This window comes from Klebsiella sp. JB_Kp042, assembly GCF_040065275.1.
In the GTDB taxonomy this organism is placed as follows: domain Bacteria; phylum Pseudomonadota; class Gammaproteobacteria; order Enterobacterales; family Enterobacteriaceae; genus Klebsiella; species Klebsiella quasipneumoniae.
Window position 1 is genome coordinate 12,202 of sequence record NZ_JBEAJL010000006.1, and the last position, 16,505, is coordinate 28,706.

Consider the following 16,505-nt stretch of genomic DNA (forward strand, 5'->3'; position numbering starts at 1 on the left):
GCTATGATTCATAAAGGAAAAATATAACAACAGAATGAATCAGATGAGTAAACTCGACGCCTTTATTCAACAAGCGGTGACGGCGACGCCGATCAGCGGCACGTCATTAATCGCCTCGCTGTATGGCGACGCCTTATTACAACGCGGTGGGGAAGTGTGGCTGGGCAGCGTCGCGGCGCTGCTGGAAGGATTAGGCTTCGGCGAGCGTTTCGTCCGCACCGCGCTGTTTCGCCTCAATAAAGAGGAGTGGCTCGATGTCGTCCGTATCGGCCGCCGCAGCTTCTATCGTCTGAGCGACAAAGGGCTGCGCCTGACCCGACGCGCGGAACATAAAATTTATCGCGCGAACGCTCCGGAATGGGACGGCACCTGGCTGTTGCTGCTTTCGGAAGGCCTGGAGAAAAATGTGCTGGCCGACGTCAAAAAGCAGCTGCTGTGGCAGGGGTTTGGCGCGCTGGCGCCGAGTCTGTTAGCCTCGCCGTCGCAAAAGCTGGCGGATGTCCAGTCGCTGCTCCATGAAGCGGGGGTTGCCGAAAACGTCATCTGTTTTGAAGCCCACTCGCCGCTGGCGCTCTCCCGGGCGGCGCTGCGCAGCCGGGTGGAGGAGTGCTGGCATCTCACCGAACAAAACGAGATGTATGAGGCCTTTATCTCGTTATTCCGGCCGTTACTGCCGCTTCTGCGCGATTGCGACCCCGCGGAGTTAACGCCGGAACGCAGCTTTCAGATCCAGCTCCTGCTGATTCATTTCTATCGCCGGGTGGTGCTCAAAGATCCGCTGCTGCCGGAAGAGCTGCTGCCGGCGCACTGGGCGGGGCAAACCGCCCGCCAGCTGTGTATCAATATTTACCAACGGGTGAGTCCCGGCGCGCTGGCGTTCGTCAGCGAGAAAGGTGAAAGCTCGGTCGGCGAGCTTCCCGCGCCTGGCCCGCTCTATTATCAGCGCTTTGGCAGTTTGCCGGGCGCATAAGGAGGTTGCATGCCGATTTATCAGATTGATGGACTGACCCCGGTGGTGCCGGAGGAGAGTTACGTCCACCCGACCGCGGTGTTGATTGGCGACGTGATCCTCGGCAAAGGGGTCTATGTTGGGCCCAACGCCAGCCTGCGCGGCGATTTTGGCCGCATCGTGGTCAAAGACGGGGCCAATATTCAGGACAACTGCGTGATGCACGGCTTCCCCGGCCAGGATACGGTGGTGGAAGAGGACGGACATATCGGCCACGGCGCTATTCTGCACGGCTGCGTGATTGGCCGCAACGCGCTGGTGGGCATGAGCGCGGTGATTATCGACGGGGCGACCATCGGCGAAAACAGCATTGTCGGCGCCTCGGCCTTTGTCAAAGCCAACGCTGAGATGCCCGCCAACCATCTGATCATCGGCAGCCCGGCAAAAGCGATTCGCGTCCTGAGCGAACAGGAGCTGGCGTGGAAAAAGCATGGCACCCGTGAATACCAGGTGCTGGTGGAACGCTGTAAGCAGACGCTGCATCAGGTTGAGCCATTACGGGAAGTGGAAGAGGGGCGTAAGCGGCTGGAGTTTGATGAAAACCTGCGGCCAAAATCCTCAACCTGAGGGAGAAATATATGGCAGAGAAATTATCCGCTCACTGTCACTGCGGTGCGGTGGCGTTTACCGTTGAACTCAGCGACGGCTTCAATACCGCTCGGCGCTGTAACTGCTCATATTGTCGAATGCGCGGGGCGGTCGCGGTCTCTTCGCCGCGTTCAGGCATAGAGGTGGTACGCGGAAGGGATAAGCTCACCGAGTATCGCTTTAATACAGGTGAAGCCGTGCACTTTTTCTGCTCGGTATGCGGGATCTACACCTTTCATCAACGGCGTTCAAACCCACAGGAGTATGGGGTGAATGTGGCCTGCATTGACGGCGTTTCGCCTTTCGATTTTTCCTGCGTGGAGGTCAACGACGGGGTGAATCATCCAAACGATGGCGGCGGAGGCGTGGTGGGCTATTTGCGCTACGAGAAAAAGTAAAACACTCCTCCCGCAGGAAGCGAGAGGAGTGAAATATTAGTCTGCAACCACGCTGTCGATGGCCGCTTTCGCGTCAGACTGCGCTTTGGCCGCGACTTCCGGGCCGTAAGCGATACCTTCGGCGAACACGAAGTTCACGTCGGTGATGCCGATAAAGCCGAGGAAGGTGGACAGGTACGGGGTGACCAGGTCGGTCGGGGTATCTTTATGGATACCGCCGCGGCTGGTCACGACGACCGCGCGTTTACCGGTCACCAGACCTTCCGGCCCTTTCTCGGTGTAGCGGAAGGTCACGCCGGCGCGAGCCACCAGGTCAAAATAGTTTTTCAACTGCGTCGGAATGTTGAAGTTGTACATCGGCGCAGCGATAACAATCACATCATTGCCTTTCAGTTCGGCGATCAGCTCGTCGGAAAGGGCCAGCGCTTCCTGCTGACGCGGCGTCAGCGGCGCGTCGCTCGGACGCAGGGCGCCAACCAGTTCACCATCCAGAACCGGGATCGGATTAGCGGCCAGGTCACGCACGGTGATCTCGTCGCCCGGGTGTTTTTCCTGCCATTGTTCAACAAAATAGTCGGAAAGCTGACCAGATTGTGAGTACCCTGCCAGAATACTGGATTTCAGAACTAATACTTTGCTCATGGGTGTTTCCTTTTTTAATGTGATTGACGGGTCAGTGCCCTGGTGCTTGATGACACTGTATTCACAATCGCGCCACAGAGATAGCGCAATATATCGAATCCTATGTTCAGATTTTTTGAACAAGGCACGGATGACACAGATGTGGTACTCTAAGGCAATACTTCAAAAGAGATTTTCCCGGCAGAGCTCTGCCCGATAACGCTATGACAGAACAACAAAAAATCACCTTCCCCCAGCTTTATCAACAGCTCGACGGCCTGATGCTGCGCGACAAAACGCGCTTTGCCCGCCGTCTGCACGGCGTGAAGAAGGTTAAAAATCCTGAATCGCAACAGGCCATCCTCCAGGAGATGGCGCAGGAGATAAGCCAGGCAGCCGGTAAAGTCCTGCTGCGCGAAGCGGCGCGACCGGCCATCACCTATCCGGAAAACCTGCCGGTTAGCCAGAAAAAACAAGAAATTCTCGAGGCGGTACGCGATCACCAGGTGGTGATTGTCGCCGGGGAGACCGGTTCGGGTAAAACCACCCAGCTGCCAAAAATCTGCATGGAGCTGGGCCGCGGGCTGAAAGGGCTGATCGGCCATACCCAGCCGCGTCGTCTGGCCGCGCGAACCGTCGCCAACCGTATCGCCGAGGAGCTGCAAACGGAGCCGGGCGGTTGTATCGGCTATAAGGTCCGCTTTAGCGATCACGTCAGCGACAACACCATGGTCAAGCTGATGACCGACGGTATTCTGCTGGCGGAGATCCAGCAGGATCGCCTGCTGATGCAGTATGACACCATCATTATCGATGAAGCGCACGAGCGCAGCCTGAACATCGACTTCCTGCTCGGCTATCTGAAAGAGCTGCTGCCGCGCCGTCCTGACCTGAAAATCATCATCACCTCGGCGACTATCGACCCGGAACGTTTCTCAAAGCATTTCAATAATGCGCCGATTATCGAAGTCTCCGGGCGGACTTACCCGGTGGAAGTGCGCTACCGGCCGATAGTGGAAGAGGCGGATGATACCGAGCGCGATCAGCTGCAGGCGATCTTTGATGCCGTCGACGAGCTGGGGCGCGAAGGGCCAGGGGATATTCTGATCTTTATGAGCGGCGAGCGGGAGATTCGCGATACCGCCGATGCGCTGAATAAGCTGGATCTGCGCCATACCGAAGTGCTGCCGCTGTACGCTCGTTTGTCCAATAGCGAGCAGAACCGCGTCTTCCAGCCGCACAGCGGACGACGCATCGTGCTGGCGACCAACGTGGCGGAAACCTCGCTGACCGTGCCGGGCATTAAATACGTTATCGATCCCGGTACCGCGCGTATCAGCCGTTACAGCTACCGCACCAAGGTGCAGCGCCTGCCGATCGAGCCGGTTTCCCAGGCCTCCGCCAACCAGCGTAAAGGCCGCTGCGGCCGCGTCTCGGAAGGGATCTGTATTCGTCTTTATTCCGAAGACGATTTCCTGTCGCGCCCGGAATTTACCGACCCGGAAATTCTGCGCACCAACCTGGCGTCGGTCATCCTGCAGATGACCGCCCTGGGCTTAGGCGATATCGCCGCCTTCCCGTTTGTCGAAGCGCCGGATAAGCGCAATATCCAGGACGGCGTGCGCCTGCTGGAAGAGCTGGGCGCTATCACCACCGATGAACAGGCCACCGCCTATAAGCTGACGCCGATGGGCCGCCAGCTCAGCCAGTTGCCGGTGGACCCGCGTCTGGCGCGGATGGTGCTGGAGGCACAGAAGCACGGCTGCGTGCGGGAAGCGATGATCATCACCTCCGCGCTGTCGATTCAGGACCCGCGCGAGCGGCCGATGGATAAGCAGCAGGCCTCTGACGAGAAGCACCGCCGCTTCCACGATAAAGAGTCCGATTTCCTCGCCTTCGTCAATCTGTGGAACTACCTCGGCGAGCAGCAGAAGGCGCTGTCGTCGAATCAGTTCCGCCGCCAGTGCCGGGTCGATTTTCTGAACTATCTGCGCGTGCGCGAGTGGCAGGATATCTACACCCAGCTGCGTCAGGTGGTGAAAGAGCTTGGTCTGCCGATCAACAGCGAACCGGCGGAATACCGCGAGATCCATACTGCGCTGCTGACCGGTCTGCTGTCGCACATCGGCATGAAGGATGCCGATAAACAGGAGTTTACCGGCGCGCGTAACGCCCGCTTCTCCATCTTCCCGGGGTCCGGTCTGTTTAAAAAGCCGCCGAAGTGGACGATGGTGGCGGAACTGGTGGAAACCAGCCGGCTGTGGGGCCGCATTGCCGCCCGCATTGAGCCGGAGTGGGTGGAGCCGGTCGCGCAGCACCTGATCAAACGCTCATACAGTGAGCCGCACTGGGAGCGGGCGCAGGGCGCGGTGATGGCGACGGAAAAGGTCACCGTCTATGGCCTGCCGATCGTTGGCGCACGTAAGGTCAACTACAGCCAGATCGATCCGGCGCTGTGCCGCGAGCTGTTTATCCGCCACGCGCTGGTGGAGGGTGACTGGCAAACGCGCCACGCCTTCTTCCGGGAGAACCTGAAGCTGCGGGCGGAAATCGAAGAGCTGGAGCATAAGTCGCGCCGCCGCGACATTCTGGTGGATGACGAGACCCTGTTCGAATTCTACGACCAGCGTATCAGCCACGACGTCATCTCCGCCCGGCATTTTGACGCCTGGTGGAAGCAGGCCAGCCGCGACACCCCGGATCTGCTCAACTTTGAGAAGAGCATGCTGATTAAGGAAGGGGCGGAGCAGGTCAGCAAACTGGACTATCCGAACTTCTGGCACCAGGGCAATCTGAAGCTGCGTCTGACCTATCAGTTCGAGCCGGGCGCCGACGCCGACGGCGTGACGGTGCATATTCCGCTGCCGCTGCTTAATCAGGTGGAGGAGGCCGGGTTTGAATGGCAGATCCCGGGTCTGCGCCGGGAGCTGATTATCGCCCTGATAAAATCGCTGCCGAAGCCGGTGCGGCGCAATTTCGTCCCGGCGCCCAACTATGCGGAAGCGTTTCTTGGCCGGGCGACGCCGCTGGAGCTGCCGCTGCTCGACTCCCTCGAGCGCGAACTGCGGCGGATGACCGGCGTGACCATCGACCGCGAAGCCTGGCAGTGGGATCAGGTGCCCGATCACCTGAAAATCACTTTCCGGGTGGTGGACGATAAAAACAAGAAGCTGCAGGAAGGGCGCTCGCTGCAGGCGCTGAAAGAGGCGCTGAAGGGCAAAGTTCAGGAGACGCTGTCGGCGGTCGCTGATGACGGCATCGAGCAGAGCGGGCTGCATATCTGGAGCTTTGGCACCCTGGCGGAGAGTTACGAACAGAAGCGCGGCAACTATAAGGTGAAAGCCTGGCCGGCGCTGGTGGACGAGCGCGACAGCGTGGCCATCAAGCTGTTTGATAATCCACAGGAACAGCAGCAGGCCATGTGGCGCGGTCTGCGTCGCCTGCTGCTGCTTAACATTCCGTCGCCGATTAAGTATCTGCACGAGAAGCTGCCGAACAAAGCCAAGCTCGGGCTCTATTTTAATCCGTACGGCAAAGTGCTGGATCTGATTGACGACTGCATCTCCTGCGGCGTTGATAAGCTTATCGACGAGGCGGGCGGGCCGGTGTGGACGGAAGAGGGCTTTAGCCAGCTGCATGATAAAGTTCGCGCCGAGCTCAACGAGACGGTCGTGGAGATCGCCAAACAGGTCGAGCAGATCCTCACCGCGGTGTTCAATATCAACAAACGGCTGAAAGGCCGGGTGGATATGACCATGGCGCTGGGGCTGTCGGACATCAAAGCGCAGATGGCGGGGCTGGTTTACCGCGGCTTTGTCACCGGCAATGGCTTCCGTCGTCTTGGCGATACGCTGCGCTATCTGCAGGCGATTGAAAAGCGTCTGGAGAAGATGGCTATCGATCCGCACCGCGACCGCGCGCAGATGCTGAAAATCGAGAGCGTGCAGCAGGCGTGGCAGCAGTGGCTGAATAAGCTGCCGCCGAACCGCCGTGAAGACGACGATGTCCGGGAGATCCGCTGGATGATCGAGGAGCTGCGGGTGAGCTTCTTCGCCCAGCAGCTGGGGACCCCGTACCCTATCTCGGACAAACGCGTGCTACAGGCGATGGAGCAGATTACGCCGTAACCTGGCCGGTTGTCCCCGGTGGCGCTGCGCTTACCGGGGCGACGGGCCAGGCGTCCACGCTTAAGCGTTGACCCACGCCAGGGTAAAGCCGTCCCAGCCTTTCGTGCCCACGGTTTGCAGCGCCGTTGCCGTCAACCGTGGCTCGGCGCCCATCATCTCAATGAACTGACGCACGCCCTGAACGCGCTCGTCGGCGCTCTGTGGGTTGACCACTTCGCCGTCGCGTACCACGTTATCGCCAATAATTAAGGTTCCCGGGCGGGAATAACGCAGCGCCCAGCGCAGATAATGGGGGTTATTCGGCTTATCGGCATCGATGAAGATCAGGTCGAAAGCGGGACATTCGCCAAGCGCCTCCAGGGACTGTAGCGCGGGCCCCTCCCGCAGCGTGACCCGCTGGTTAACACCCGCCAGCTGCAGATTCTCCCGCGCCACGCGGGCATGATGCGCGTCGGCCTCCAGGGTGAGGAGTTGGCCGTCGGCAGGAAGCTCGCGCGCCATCCAGATGGTGCTATAGCCGCCGAGGGTGCCGATCTCCAGGATCCGCTTAGCCTGGGTAAGCCGTACCAGCAGGGCGAGAAACTGACCCTGATTGGCGGCGACATCGTGTGCCGGGAGCCCGGCACGATGGTTGTTTTCCAGTACCCGATCGAGCATAGGATCGCTGGGAATTAAGGCCTCAATCAAATAATTGTCTACTGCAGACCACTGTTGTTGCATATGACGCTTCCCCATTTAGCTCCCTGATGAGTCAGACCAGCCGCCACCCAGCGCCCGGTATAGATCGATCTGCGCCAGCAGCAGGTTATTCTTCACCTGTACCACGCTAAGCTGGGTGGAGAACAGCGTTCGCTGGGCATCAAGCACATCCAGATACGAAGAGTAGCCGTTACGGTAGCGGTTCTGCGCAATGCGCAATGTTTCTTCCGCCACCGCCTCCTGCCCCTGCAGTTCGGTCAGCTGTTCGCCGTAGCGGCTAATGGCGTCCAGGCTGTCATTGACCTCTTTAAACGCGCCGCGCACCGTTTTCTCATAGCTGTACAGCGCCTGGTTGCGCTGGGCCATCGAGACATCCACCTGGGCATTTAACGCCTGGCGGTTAAGCAGCGGCGCCAGGATGCTACCGCCAATGCTCCAGAGTCGCAGCGGGTTGTCCAGCAGATCCGGCAGCGTCCGGTCCTGCAGGCTGCCGGTGGCGGTCAGGTTGATAGACGGCAGCAGCTGCGCCTGGGACGAGGCCAGGGTGGCATCGGCGGCGACCAGCTGACGCTGGGCCTGTACGATATCCGGGCGGCGGTTGAGCAAGGTGGACGGCAGCTGCGAGGGCAGACGCAGCGGGGTGAGCCCGGCGAATTCGCCGCGTTTTATCACGCCGGGGTTATCCCCCAGCAGCACGCTGAGGGCGTTTTCCTGCTGCGCAATCTGGTGCTGCAGCGGCGGGATCTGCGCCCGCGTGGAGCGCAGCTCCGAATCCGCCTGCATCAGCTCAAGGCGCGAGGTATACCCGGTTTCATACTGACGTTTGGCCAGGCGCCAGGCGTCTTCCCGCGCCTGGAGCGTCTGCTGCGTGACCCGCAGTTGCTCATCCAGCGACAGCAGCGTCACGTAGCCCACGGCCACCGAGGCGGCGACGCTCAAATTGGCCGCGTCGGCAGCGGCTTTCTGCGCCTCGAGGCTGGCCCCGGCGGCGCTGGCCGCGCTGCGGTTCGCGCCCCAGATATCGACATCATAGCTGGCGGTCAGGCCGCCTTTATACACCGTACTGTGGATCGGCAGGCCGGTGGCGGCGGACTGCGCGCGGGCGCGGGTGCCGGTCAGGCTGGCATCCAGCGAGGGGAAAAGACTGCTGTCGGCGGCATACGCCCGCGCCTGATACTCATTCACCCGCTCGCGGGCGATGAGTACATCGCTGTTATAGCGCAGCGCCCGGTCGACATACTGATTCAGCGCGCTGTCATGAAAATTGCGCCACCATACGCCTTCCACCGGGCTGGCAGGGCCAACGTCGGCCCGCCAGGCGGCAGGGATGGCGAGCGTCGGCTGGGCGCGCTGCACATCGGCGGTCTGACAGCCGACCAGCGCCAGGACGATGGCAAGGGTGACCGGGCGGATCATGGCTGCTTCTCCGCGCGGGTATCAATGGTCACCTGCACCGACATGCCGGGGCGCAGGCGCTCGCTGTTGCGTTGCCCCTCGTTAACCGTGATGCGTACCGGGATGCGCTGGGCGATCTTGACGAAGTTGCCGGTGGCGTTGTCCGGCGAAATGGCGCTGAACTCCACCCCGGTCGCCGGGGAGATACTCTGCACCTTGCCGTGGAAGGTCTCGCCGTTGAGCGCGTCAACGGTGAAGGTAAGCGGCTGGCCGATACGCACATCGGCCAGCTGGGTCTCTTTCAGGTTGGCGATCACCCAGTGCTGCGGCGGCACCAGCGAAGTCAGATGGGTTCCGGCGCTGACGTAAGCGCCAAGACGCACCGAAATCTGCCCCAGCTGGCCGCCGGTGGGGGCGATGATCTGCGTATTCTGCAGGTCAATCTGCGCCAGCTCGAGGGCGGCTTTGGCGCTGGCCACGTCGGCCTCCAGTGAATCGCGATTGACGATGGTCGATTCGCGGTCCTGGCGCGACATCTCCAGCGCCGCTTTCGCCTGTTCAATATCCGCTGCCCCCTGGGCGGCGCTGGCGCGGGCGGAATCCCGCTCGCGGATCGACAGCGATCCATCGGCGGTCAGCTCCTGCACCCGTTTTAAATCAGCCTGGATTTTCAGATTCTGCGCGCGGGCGTTCTGCAGCGCGGCTTCATTTTTGGCGATCGTCGCCTCGGCGCTTTTGCGCTGCTGCAGGTTGTTGCGCAGCGCCGCCTCCTTCATCGCCAGGGTGGCCTGGGCCTGGTGCACCCGCTGCTTATAGATGCGATCGTCTATCTGGAACAGCACCTCGCCCGGCTGAACGATGGCGAAATCCTTGACGTTGACGGCAGTGATGTAGCCGTTGACCTGCGGACTGATAAAGGTGGTCTGCCCGCGCACGTAGGCGTTGTCGGTAAACTGGCTATGGCGGGTGAACGGCGGCAGTTGCCAGGCATAGAGGATCACCAGTACGCCGACGAGGCCTATCGCCGCGGCGGTAAAAATGGAAACCACGCGAATGTTGTTCCGGGTGTTGGCCTGTTGTTTGGCCGCATCCTGCTGACTCATAACGACTCCAGAGATGAAATGATGATAATTATTTGCTGCCGGTGGCGCGTTTTAAGGCGATACGGGCGGTCAGTCGTAAGCGAATTAAGCGCCAGAAAACCCACACTAACGTCCCGGCGGAGATCGCCGCCGTCAGCAGATAGGTGTCATTCCAGGCGAGAATATTGGCCTGCAGCGTCGCGGCGTTTTGCAGCAGGGTGGTGGCCTGGACGTTAAGCAGCGTGCTGTCGCCGATCTGGCTCTGGTACATCTGGCTGTACTGCTGCAGCCGCTCGACGATCAGCGGGTTCAGGGTGGTGATCTGGTCCGCCAGCTGGCTGGAGTGAAATTTCTCCCGCCAGGTCTGGAAGGTGCCGAGTATCGCCGACCCCAACAGACCGCCGATGTTCTGGCTCATGCCGAACAGCACCGAGAAGCTGACCAGGTTGCGCGGATCGGCGAACACCCCGCCAATACCGGCGAGCATCGCCGGCGCCAGAAAGAAGGCGCTGCCGAAGCCAAGCAAAAACTGGCTGAACATCAGTTGTTCCGGACGGGTGAGGGCGTTGGACTGGCTGTCGAGCAGCGAGGCCACCATGATCAGCGCCAGGGCGGTGGCGGTCGGCCAGTAGAGCTTCTGTGGGTTAAGCGTCAGGCAGCTGGCGATGATCCCGCACAGAATGCCGGCGAAAATTGACCACGCGAGGTTGGTCATCTGTTCGTTTTGCAGGCCAACGTACTGCAGCCAGCCGATCACCCCGGTATTCTGCTCCGCCAGCACGATGCGGATCAGCAGCATAATCAGACCGAGGCGCAGGATACTGCCGCTGGAGAGCCATTTGGTATTGAGCAGAGGATTGCTGCGGTTATGCTCAAAGGCGATGGCGGCGACGATCAGCACCACCGCCGCGGCCAGCGACCAGCCGATCCACGGCGCTTCGAACCACCACTCGAGCCGCCCCAGCGAGAGCACCGCGCAGACCAGCGCCATGCCGGGGGCCAGCAGGAAGAAGGTAATAAAATCCTTCTTCTCGAACACCTTTTTACGATCGCTCGGCGGCAGCTTCAGGGCGATGACGCAGGCCAGCGACACCAGCGCCAGCCCCAGCTCAAAGAAGTAGAGCCCGCGCCATTCATCGATCTGCAGCAGCTCGGTGGAAAAGAGGCGCGCCAGCGGAATGGCCAGCGACGAGCCGGTGATACCGATAGTCAGCCCTTTCAGGCGGTGGCGGGCGGGCCAGGCCTGCACCTGATAGTAGATCCCCAGCGAGCTGAGCGCCGCGGCCACCATGCCGTGGGCGGCGCGGACCATCATCGCCGAGCTGAGATCGTTGACGAACAGGTGGAAGAAGGTGACCAGCACATAGAGCACCAGAAAGCCTTCGGTAAAGGCGCGCAGCCCGAACTGCTGACGAAATTTCACCAGCAGCAGGTTAATGGAGACGTTGGTCATGACATACACCGCCGGCAGCCAGGCGATCTCCGTCGACCAGGCGGCGAAGGTGCCCTGCAGCAGCTGCAGATTGGCGGTGACCACCGCGTTGCCCAGCGCGCCGGTGAGGCACACCAGCAGCCCGACCACCCCGTAGGCCAGGCGCTTCGCCGGGCTGTGCAGCGGCGTCGATGGCGAGCCGAGCAGGGCCGGTTTTTCATGCGGCGCCCAGTCATGAGGGACGTAGGGGTTACTCTGGCGACGGGGCATTATTTCTTCTCCACTTCGCGCAACAGCTTTTCCAGCACCCGCTGAGTTTGTTCCCGCTCCTGCGGCGTGATCGCCGTCAGGATCTCTTCACGCAGATCGTCCGCCACCGTTTTGACCTGCTCGAAGAGGGCCTGCCCCTGGTCAGTGACCACCAGCAGCCGCTTGCGTTTATCGCGGTCGGTGGTGACGCGCTCCACCAGGCCGAGGGCCACCAGGCGGTTGATCAGCGGCACAATGGTCGGGCTCTCCACTCCCAGCTCCTGCGCCAGTTCGCTTTGCGACAGCGGCTGGTGGTGGCGGGCGATGGCGGCGACCGCCACCCAGCTGGCCTGGCTGAGACCGAGGTTTTTCAGCCGACGATTAACCGCCAGCCGCCAGTGATGGGCGGTCAGATATAAAAGATGGGAGAAGTTAAGCTGTCGATGGTCCATAGGTCGTCTGCCAAAATCGTTAGAGCTCTAACGAGTTTATGTCTGACAACCGGCGGAATTCAAGGGAAAGGATAAAAAAGGGTTAACGGTGTGTGCGTTTATTGTGGCGACAGGAGGATACCCCCTCAGGCCATTTACTCATGGAGGATGCTCTTATTCTGCGCCATCACCCAGGTGATAAAAGCGCGCAGGGGCGCAGGAATATGTTTGCGACTCGGATAGTAGACGCAGAAATGATCCGCCGGGTAGCGGTAGCTGGGTAATAAGCGGACCAGACTGCCGGCGTTCAGTTGCGCGGACACCAGCGACTGATAGACAAAGGCGATCCCCAGTCCGCTCTCCGCCGCCTGGATCATCGCCGTATCGGAATCGACGACCAGATCGCCCTTGACGGCGACTTCGCCTGGCTCGCCGTCGGGGCTGATAAATTCCCACCGGTACTTTTCGCCGCTGGGAAAACAGCGGTTGATGCAGCGGAAATTGACCAGCGACTGCGGGGTGTCGGGCGCTCCGGCCTCGTGGAGATAGTCCGGGCTGGCCACCGGGATCAGCGACAGCTTCTCGCCAAAGGGGATGGCAATCATATCTTTGGGCACGTCCCGGGAATAGCGAATGCCAGCGTCAAAACCGGACTCGATAATATTCACTTTCCGATCGGTGGTAAACAGCTCCAGCGTCACGTCAGGATAGGCGGTTTTAAAAGCAATAAAATAGCGCTGAAAGAAAAGGTCGAGAACAATGCGCGGTAAATTGACTTTCACCACCCCTTCCGGGGTCAGACGGTGATAATTCAGACTGTCGACCACCCGGCGATAATCATTCACCACCGGCGTCATATTATTAAGAAATTCCTCACCCACGGCGGTTAAAGACAAACTGCGCGTCGAGCGATTGAGCAGGCGCACGCCTAATTTTTCTTCCAGATGATTAATAGCGCTGGTGAGGGCCGGCGGTGAAAGATTTAATGCTCTGGCAGCTTGCCGAAAACTGCCATGTTTCACTATGAGTATTAATATTTCAATTTGTTGCAAATCAGGCAACGTTTTCATTGTTAATTTCCAGCTAACACCGCGTTCGGAATAGATTAATTGTTATCAATGTAAAAGGGAAGTATATATTTAATAACATTCAGCACGTAAGGAAAATAAGGTGAAAACACGTTATCTCGGAAAAGAGAAGTTCCAGGTTTCCGCATTGGGTCTCGGGTGTATGGGAATGAGTTTCGCCTATGGCGGCGCTGAGGAGTCGCAGGCGATTAATACCATCCATGCCGCAGTGGACATGGGGGTGACCTTCCTGGATTCCGCCGAAGTGTATGGGCCTTTTGACAATGAAGTCCTTGTTGGGAAAGCGATTAAAGGCATCCGCGATAAGGTGCAGATTGCCACCAAATTTGGCTTTCGTATTCTGCCGACCGGCCAGGGGCTGGAGCGGATGGCCGGCGTCGACAGCCGTCCGGAACATATTCGCGAGGCGGTGGAAGGGTCGCTGAAGCGGCTGAATATTGAGACCATCGATCTGCTCTATCAGCACCGCGTCGATCCTGCGGTGCCGGTGGAAGAGGTGGTGGGCACCATGGCCGACCTGGTCAAAGAGGGTAAAATTCGCCATATCGGGCTGTCGGAAGTGTCAGCCCAGACGTTGCGCCGGGCCTGCAAGGTGCATCCGATCGCCGCGGTGCAGACGGAATACTCGCTATGGACCCGTGAGCCGGAGGGCGGCATCCTCAAGGCCTGCCGCGAGCTGGGCGTGGGCTTTGTCCCTTACAGTCCGCTGGGCCGCGGCTTCCTGACGGGCCAGATCACCGACCCCGGCGTCTTCGCAGCCGATGATTTTCGTCGCAATCTGCCGCGCTTCCAGGCCGAAACCATGCGCAAAAACCAGCAACTGCTCGACCGTCTGCAGCAGGTCGCCAGCCGCTACGAGGCCACCCTGGCGCAGATGGCCCTCGCCTGGGTGATGAGCAAAGGGGAAGATATCGTGCCGATCCCCGGGGCGCGAAAAATGAACCATCTGCGCGATAATGCCGCTGCAGCCGATATTATGCTCTCCCCTGAGGATATTCTCGCCATCGATCATATTTTCGCTCCCGAAAACGTCGCCGGATTACGCTATAACCAGGGCGACTTTAATTTAATCGATAAATAATCTCCTGAATACGCTCCTCCCGCCGGTCTGGCGGGAGATAAGGTAACTTATGACTATTGCTGTTTCCCGTCCGGCGGGATTGCCTGCGGCGGTGTATGCGCTTTCCGTGGGTTCATTTGGTATTGGCACCACCGAATTTGTGATTATGGGTTTATTACTCGATGTGGCCCATGACTTTCATATATCCATTACGCTCGCCGCCTGGTCTATTACCGCTTATGCCTGTGGGGTGGTGATTGGCGCGCCGCTGCTTACGCCGCTATTAAGCCGTTATCGCAAAAAACCGGCGCTGTTATTTTTAATGATCTTATTTTCCATTGGAAATTTAGGCTGCGCGATCGCCGGTAATATGACCATGCTAATTATTGCCCGGGTAATAACTGCGTTCGCTCACGCCTCGTTCTTCGGAATAAGCTCGGTCTATGCCGCGGAGCTGGCGCCGGTGGATAAACGGGCTTCGGCGGTCTCCGCCGTGTTTCTCGGCGCCACCCTGGCCAATATTCTGGGCGTGCCGCTCGGCGCCTGGGTGGGGCAGTACCTTGGCTGGCGCTATACCTTCTATATGGTCACGCTGATCGGCATTCTCTCCGCCCTGGCGGTGATCGCCCTGGTGCCTGGCCGTCAGGCGCAGCCGTCGGCCCGGAGTCGGATCCGCGATGAGCTGAAGGTGCTCCGTCATCCCGCGGTGCTGCGCAGCCTGCTGATCACCGCCCTCGGGTTCTCCGGCGTCTTCGCCGCCTTCACCTACATCGCGCCGATGCTGAAAACCGTCACCGGGATGAGCGACCACCTTATTCCGCCGGTGCTGATGCTGTTCGGCGTCGGGATGGTCGCCGGGAATCATCTTGGCGGCCGACTGACCGACGGCGGCGTCCGCCGGGCGCTGCTGCTAACTCTCGCCTTGCTGAGCGTCGTCCTGTGTCTTTTTCCGTGGGCGATTCAGACGCTGCCCGGCGCCTGCGCGGCGGTGTTTCTGCTGGGGGCGGCGATGTTCTCCACCATTCCGCCGCTGCAGATGCAGGCCCTGGACAGCAGTGAGAGCGGCAAAAGCATGGTCTCTTCGTGCAATATCGCCGCCTTTAACCTCGGCAATGCCGGCGGCGCCTGGTTTGGCGGGCTGCTGCTCGCCTCCGGCGTTTCTCTCTCGCACATTCCCCTGGCCGGTGCTTGCCTGACCGCCAGCGGATGGGTTATCGCTAGTGTGACGTTGTCACCTTTAAAAGGAAGTCAAGCATGAAGTATCGATATTTAGGTTCCACCGGGCTGTCGGTTTCGGAGCTCTGTTTTGGCGCCATGACGTTTGGCGAGAAAGGGGCCTTTCTCGGCGCGCCGGGGCGCAACTGGTCGGAATTCGGCGTGGTGCCTGAGCAGACGGCCTACGATCTGGTGTACAAAGCGCTGGACGCCGGGATTAACTTTTTTGATACCGCGGACTGTTATAAGAACGGCCAGGGCGAAGAGCTGCTCGGCAACGCGCTGAAGGGAAAACGCCAGCAGGTGATTATCGGCACCAAAGGACGCTGGCAAACCGACCCCAACCCGAACGCGCTGGGGGCGTCGCGCTACCATATCATCAATGCCGTCGAGGCCAGCCTGCAGCGGCTGAAGACCGATTATATCGATATCTATCACCTTCACGGGTTCGATCCGCGCACCGCGCTGGAGGATACCCTGCGCACGCTGGATACGCTGATCCGCGCCGGGAAAATTCGCTATATCGGGGTCTCCAACTACGCGGCCTGGCAGCTGGCGAAGGCGCTGGGGATCTCGGAGCGCCTTGGGCTGGAGAAATTCTGCGTCTATCAGGGCTATTACAATATCGCCGCGCGTGAACTGGAGCATGAGATTATTCCGCTCAGCGTCGATCAGAACGTCGGCATCACCGTCTGGAGCCCGCTGGCCGGGGGCTTTCTCACCGGCAAATACCCACGCAATCAGGCGTTTCCCGAGGGCAGTCGCCTGGCGAACGCCACGCCGTTCGAATCCGCGCCGATCGCCAACCGCGAGCAGGCCTGGCAGACCCTGGAGGTGATGCAGGAGATTGCCCGCCAGCGCAACGCCAGCGTCGCGCAGGTGGCGCTCAACTGGCTGCGTACCCGTCCGGGGATCGCTTCGCTGGTGATCGGCGCGACCAAACTGGCCCAGCTGGAGGATAACCTGGCGGCGCTGAACTGGACGCTGAGCGACGAGGAGACGGCGATCCTCAACAGCGTGAGCGAGAAAGAGAAACCATACCCCTACTGGCATATCTGCAATGTCGCCGGCGATCGTCGTCTGGCCGATGATATCTATCCCTAATCACCCT

Annotated in this window: 14 protein-coding genes; 7 read left to right on the forward strand and 7 right to left on the reverse strand. The window is 60.0% G+C overall.

All coding sequences use genetic code 11. From position 1 onward, the window contains the following. Positions 1–43 precede the first annotated feature (43 nt). From paaX to ABLV54_RS00105, 3 genes are read left to right on the forward strand one after another with little or no spacing between them, the layout of a single operon-like run. On the forward strand, positions 44–970 hold the full coding sequence (gene paaX, locus ABLV54_RS00095; protein ID WP_072096693.1) for a phenylacetic acid degradation operon negative regulatory protein PaaX: 927 nt from the start codon (positions 44–46) through the stop codon (positions 968–970). Positions 971–979: 9 nt separating this feature from the next. Continuing rightward, on the forward strand, positions 980–1,576 hold the full coding sequence (gene paaY, locus ABLV54_RS00100) for a phenylacetic acid degradation protein PaaY (RefSeq protein WP_023289462.1): 597 nt from the start codon (positions 980–982) through the stop codon (positions 1,574–1,576). Between the two features lie 11 nt (positions 1,577–1,587). Further along, complete coding sequence (locus ABLV54_RS00105) at positions 1,588–1,995, forward strand: GFA family protein (RefSeq protein ID WP_023289463.1); 408 nt, start codon at positions 1,588–1,590, stop codon at positions 1,993–1,995. A gap of 36 nt (positions 1,996–2,031) precedes the next feature. On the opposite strand, the gene azoR is transcribed toward ABLV54_RS00105, so the two are convergent. Further along, positions 2,032–2,637: an FMN-dependent NADH-azoreductase gene (azoR, locus tag ABLV54_RS00110; RefSeq protein WP_348813471.1), complete on the reverse strand. Its 606-nt coding sequence runs from the start codon at positions 2,635–2,637 to the stop codon at positions 2,032–2,034. A 203-nt stretch (positions 2,638–2,840) separates the two neighbouring features. On the opposite strand from azoR, the gene hrpA reads away from it, so the two are divergent. Continuing rightward, on the forward strand, positions 2,841–6,743 hold the full coding sequence (hrpA, locus tag ABLV54_RS00115) for an ATP-dependent RNA helicase HrpA (RefSeq protein WP_048334923.1): 3,903 nt from the start codon (positions 2,841–2,843) through the stop codon (positions 6,741–6,743). Positions 6,744–6,803: 60 nt separating this feature from the next. Here the strand turns inward: hrpA and ABLV54_RS00120 are convergent, their stop codons facing one another. The 6 genes from ABLV54_RS00120 to ABLV54_RS00145 all read right to left on the reverse strand — a co-directional run bounded on the left by ABLV54_RS00120 (position 6,804) and on the right by ABLV54_RS00145 (position 13,101). After that, positions 6,804–7,478 (reverse strand): O-methyltransferase, encoded by a 675-nt coding sequence (locus ABLV54_RS00120; protein WP_156835225.1) that lies wholly within the window; start codon positions 7,476–7,478, stop codon positions 6,804–6,806. Continuing rightward, positions 7,479–8,858, reverse strand: coding sequence for an efflux transporter outer membrane subunit (locus tag ABLV54_RS00125; protein ID WP_050534155.1), 1,380 nt, complete (start codon positions 8,856–8,858; stop codon positions 7,479–7,481). Then, positions 8,855–9,940, reverse strand: a complete 1,086-nt coding sequence (locus ABLV54_RS00130) for an HlyD family secretion protein (protein ID WP_050534156.1) — start codon at positions 9,938–9,940, stop codon at positions 8,855–8,857. The genes ABLV54_RS00125 and ABLV54_RS00130 overlap by 4 nt, the downstream gene beginning before the upstream one ends. Before the next feature lie 28 nt (positions 9,941–9,968). Beyond that, positions 9,969–11,621 (reverse strand): MFS transporter, encoded by a 1,653-nt coding sequence (locus ABLV54_RS00135; RefSeq protein WP_032452666.1) that lies wholly within the window; start codon positions 11,619–11,621, stop codon positions 9,969–9,971. Further along, the gene (locus ABLV54_RS00140) at positions 11,621–12,052 is read right to left on the reverse strand and encodes a MarR family transcriptional regulator (protein WP_023289469.1); all 432 of its coding nucleotides are present in this window, start codon (positions 12,050–12,052) and stop codon (positions 11,621–11,623) included. Before ABLV54_RS00140 ends, ABLV54_RS00135 begins: the two co-directional genes overlap by 1 nt. A gap of 134 nt (positions 12,053–12,186) precedes the next feature. Next, positions 12,187–13,101, reverse strand: coding sequence for a LysR family transcriptional regulator (locus ABLV54_RS00145; protein ID WP_023289470.1), 915 nt, complete (start codon positions 13,099–13,101; stop codon positions 12,187–12,189). A 100-nt stretch (positions 13,102–13,201) separates the two neighbouring features. On the opposite strand from ABLV54_RS00145, the gene ABLV54_RS00150 reads away from it, so the two are divergent. The 3 genes from ABLV54_RS00150 to ABLV54_RS00160 are packed head-to-tail and all read left to right on the forward strand — an operon-like array spanning position 13,202 to position 16,498. Continuing rightward, a complete protein-coding gene (locus tag ABLV54_RS00150) occupies positions 13,202–14,200 on the forward strand; it encodes an aldo/keto reductase (protein WP_023289471.1) in 999 nt (332 codons plus the stop codon). A gap of 49 nt (positions 14,201–14,249) precedes the next feature. Then, the gene (locus tag ABLV54_RS00155) at positions 14,250–15,437 is read left to right on the forward strand and encodes an MFS transporter (RefSeq protein WP_044522662.1); all 1,188 of its coding nucleotides are present in this window, start codon (positions 14,250–14,252) and stop codon (positions 15,435–15,437) included. After that, a complete protein-coding gene (locus ABLV54_RS00160) occupies positions 15,434–16,498 on the forward strand; it encodes an aldo/keto reductase (protein WP_023289473.1) in 1,065 nt (354 codons plus the stop codon). Before ABLV54_RS00155 ends, ABLV54_RS00160 begins: the two co-directional genes overlap by 4 nt. Positions 16,499–16,505 lie beyond the last annotated feature (7 nt).

Excerpts from the sequence above, each read along its gene's own strand:
- hrpA (WP_048334923.1), top strand. The coding sequence starts at position 2,841 with ATGACAGAACAACAAAAAATCACCTTCCCCCAGCTTTATCAACAGCTC.
- ABLV54_RS00140 (WP_023289469.1), bottom strand. The coding sequence starts at position 12,052 with ATGGACCATCGACAGCTTAACTTCTCCCATCTTTTATATCTGACCGCC.
- ABLV54_RS00120 (WP_156835225.1), bottom strand. The coding sequence starts at position 7,478 with ATGGGGAAGCGTCATATGCAACAACAGTGGTCTGCAGTAGACAATTAT.
- ABLV54_RS00145 (WP_023289470.1), bottom strand. The coding sequence starts at position 13,101 with ATGAAAACGTTGCCTGATTTGCAACAAATTGAAATATTAATACTCATA.
- paaX (WP_072096693.1), top strand. The coding sequence starts at position 44 with ATGAGTAAACTCGACGCCTTTATTCAACAAGCGGTGACGGCGACGCCG.
- ABLV54_RS00105 (WP_023289463.1), top strand. The coding sequence starts at position 1,588 with ATGGCAGAGAAATTATCCGCTCACTGTCACTGCGGTGCGGTGGCGTTT.
- ABLV54_RS00125 (WP_050534155.1), bottom strand. The coding sequence starts at position 8,858 with ATGATCCGCCCGGTCACCCTTGCCATCGTCCTGGCGCTGGTCGGCTGT.
- ABLV54_RS00160 (WP_023289473.1), top strand. The coding sequence starts at position 15,434 with ATGAAGTATCGATATTTAGGTTCCACCGGGCTGTCGGTTTCGGAGCTC.
- ABLV54_RS00135 (WP_032452666.1), bottom strand. The coding sequence starts at position 11,621 with ATGCCCCGTCGCCAGAGTAACCCCTACGTCCCTCATGACTGGGCGCCG.
- ABLV54_RS00155 (WP_044522662.1), top strand. The coding sequence starts at position 14,250 with ATGACTATTGCTGTTTCCCGTCCGGCGGGATTGCCTGCGGCGGTGTAT.
- paaY (WP_023289462.1), top strand. The coding sequence starts at position 980 with ATGCCGATTTATCAGATTGATGGACTGACCCCGGTGGTGCCGGAGGAG.
- ABLV54_RS00130 (WP_050534156.1), bottom strand. The coding sequence starts at position 9,940 with ATGAGTCAGCAGGATGCGGCCAAACAACAGGCCAACACCCGGAACAAC.
- azoR (WP_348813471.1), bottom strand. The coding sequence starts at position 2,637 with ATGAGCAAAGTATTAGTTCTGAAATCCAGTATTCTGGCAGGGTACTCA.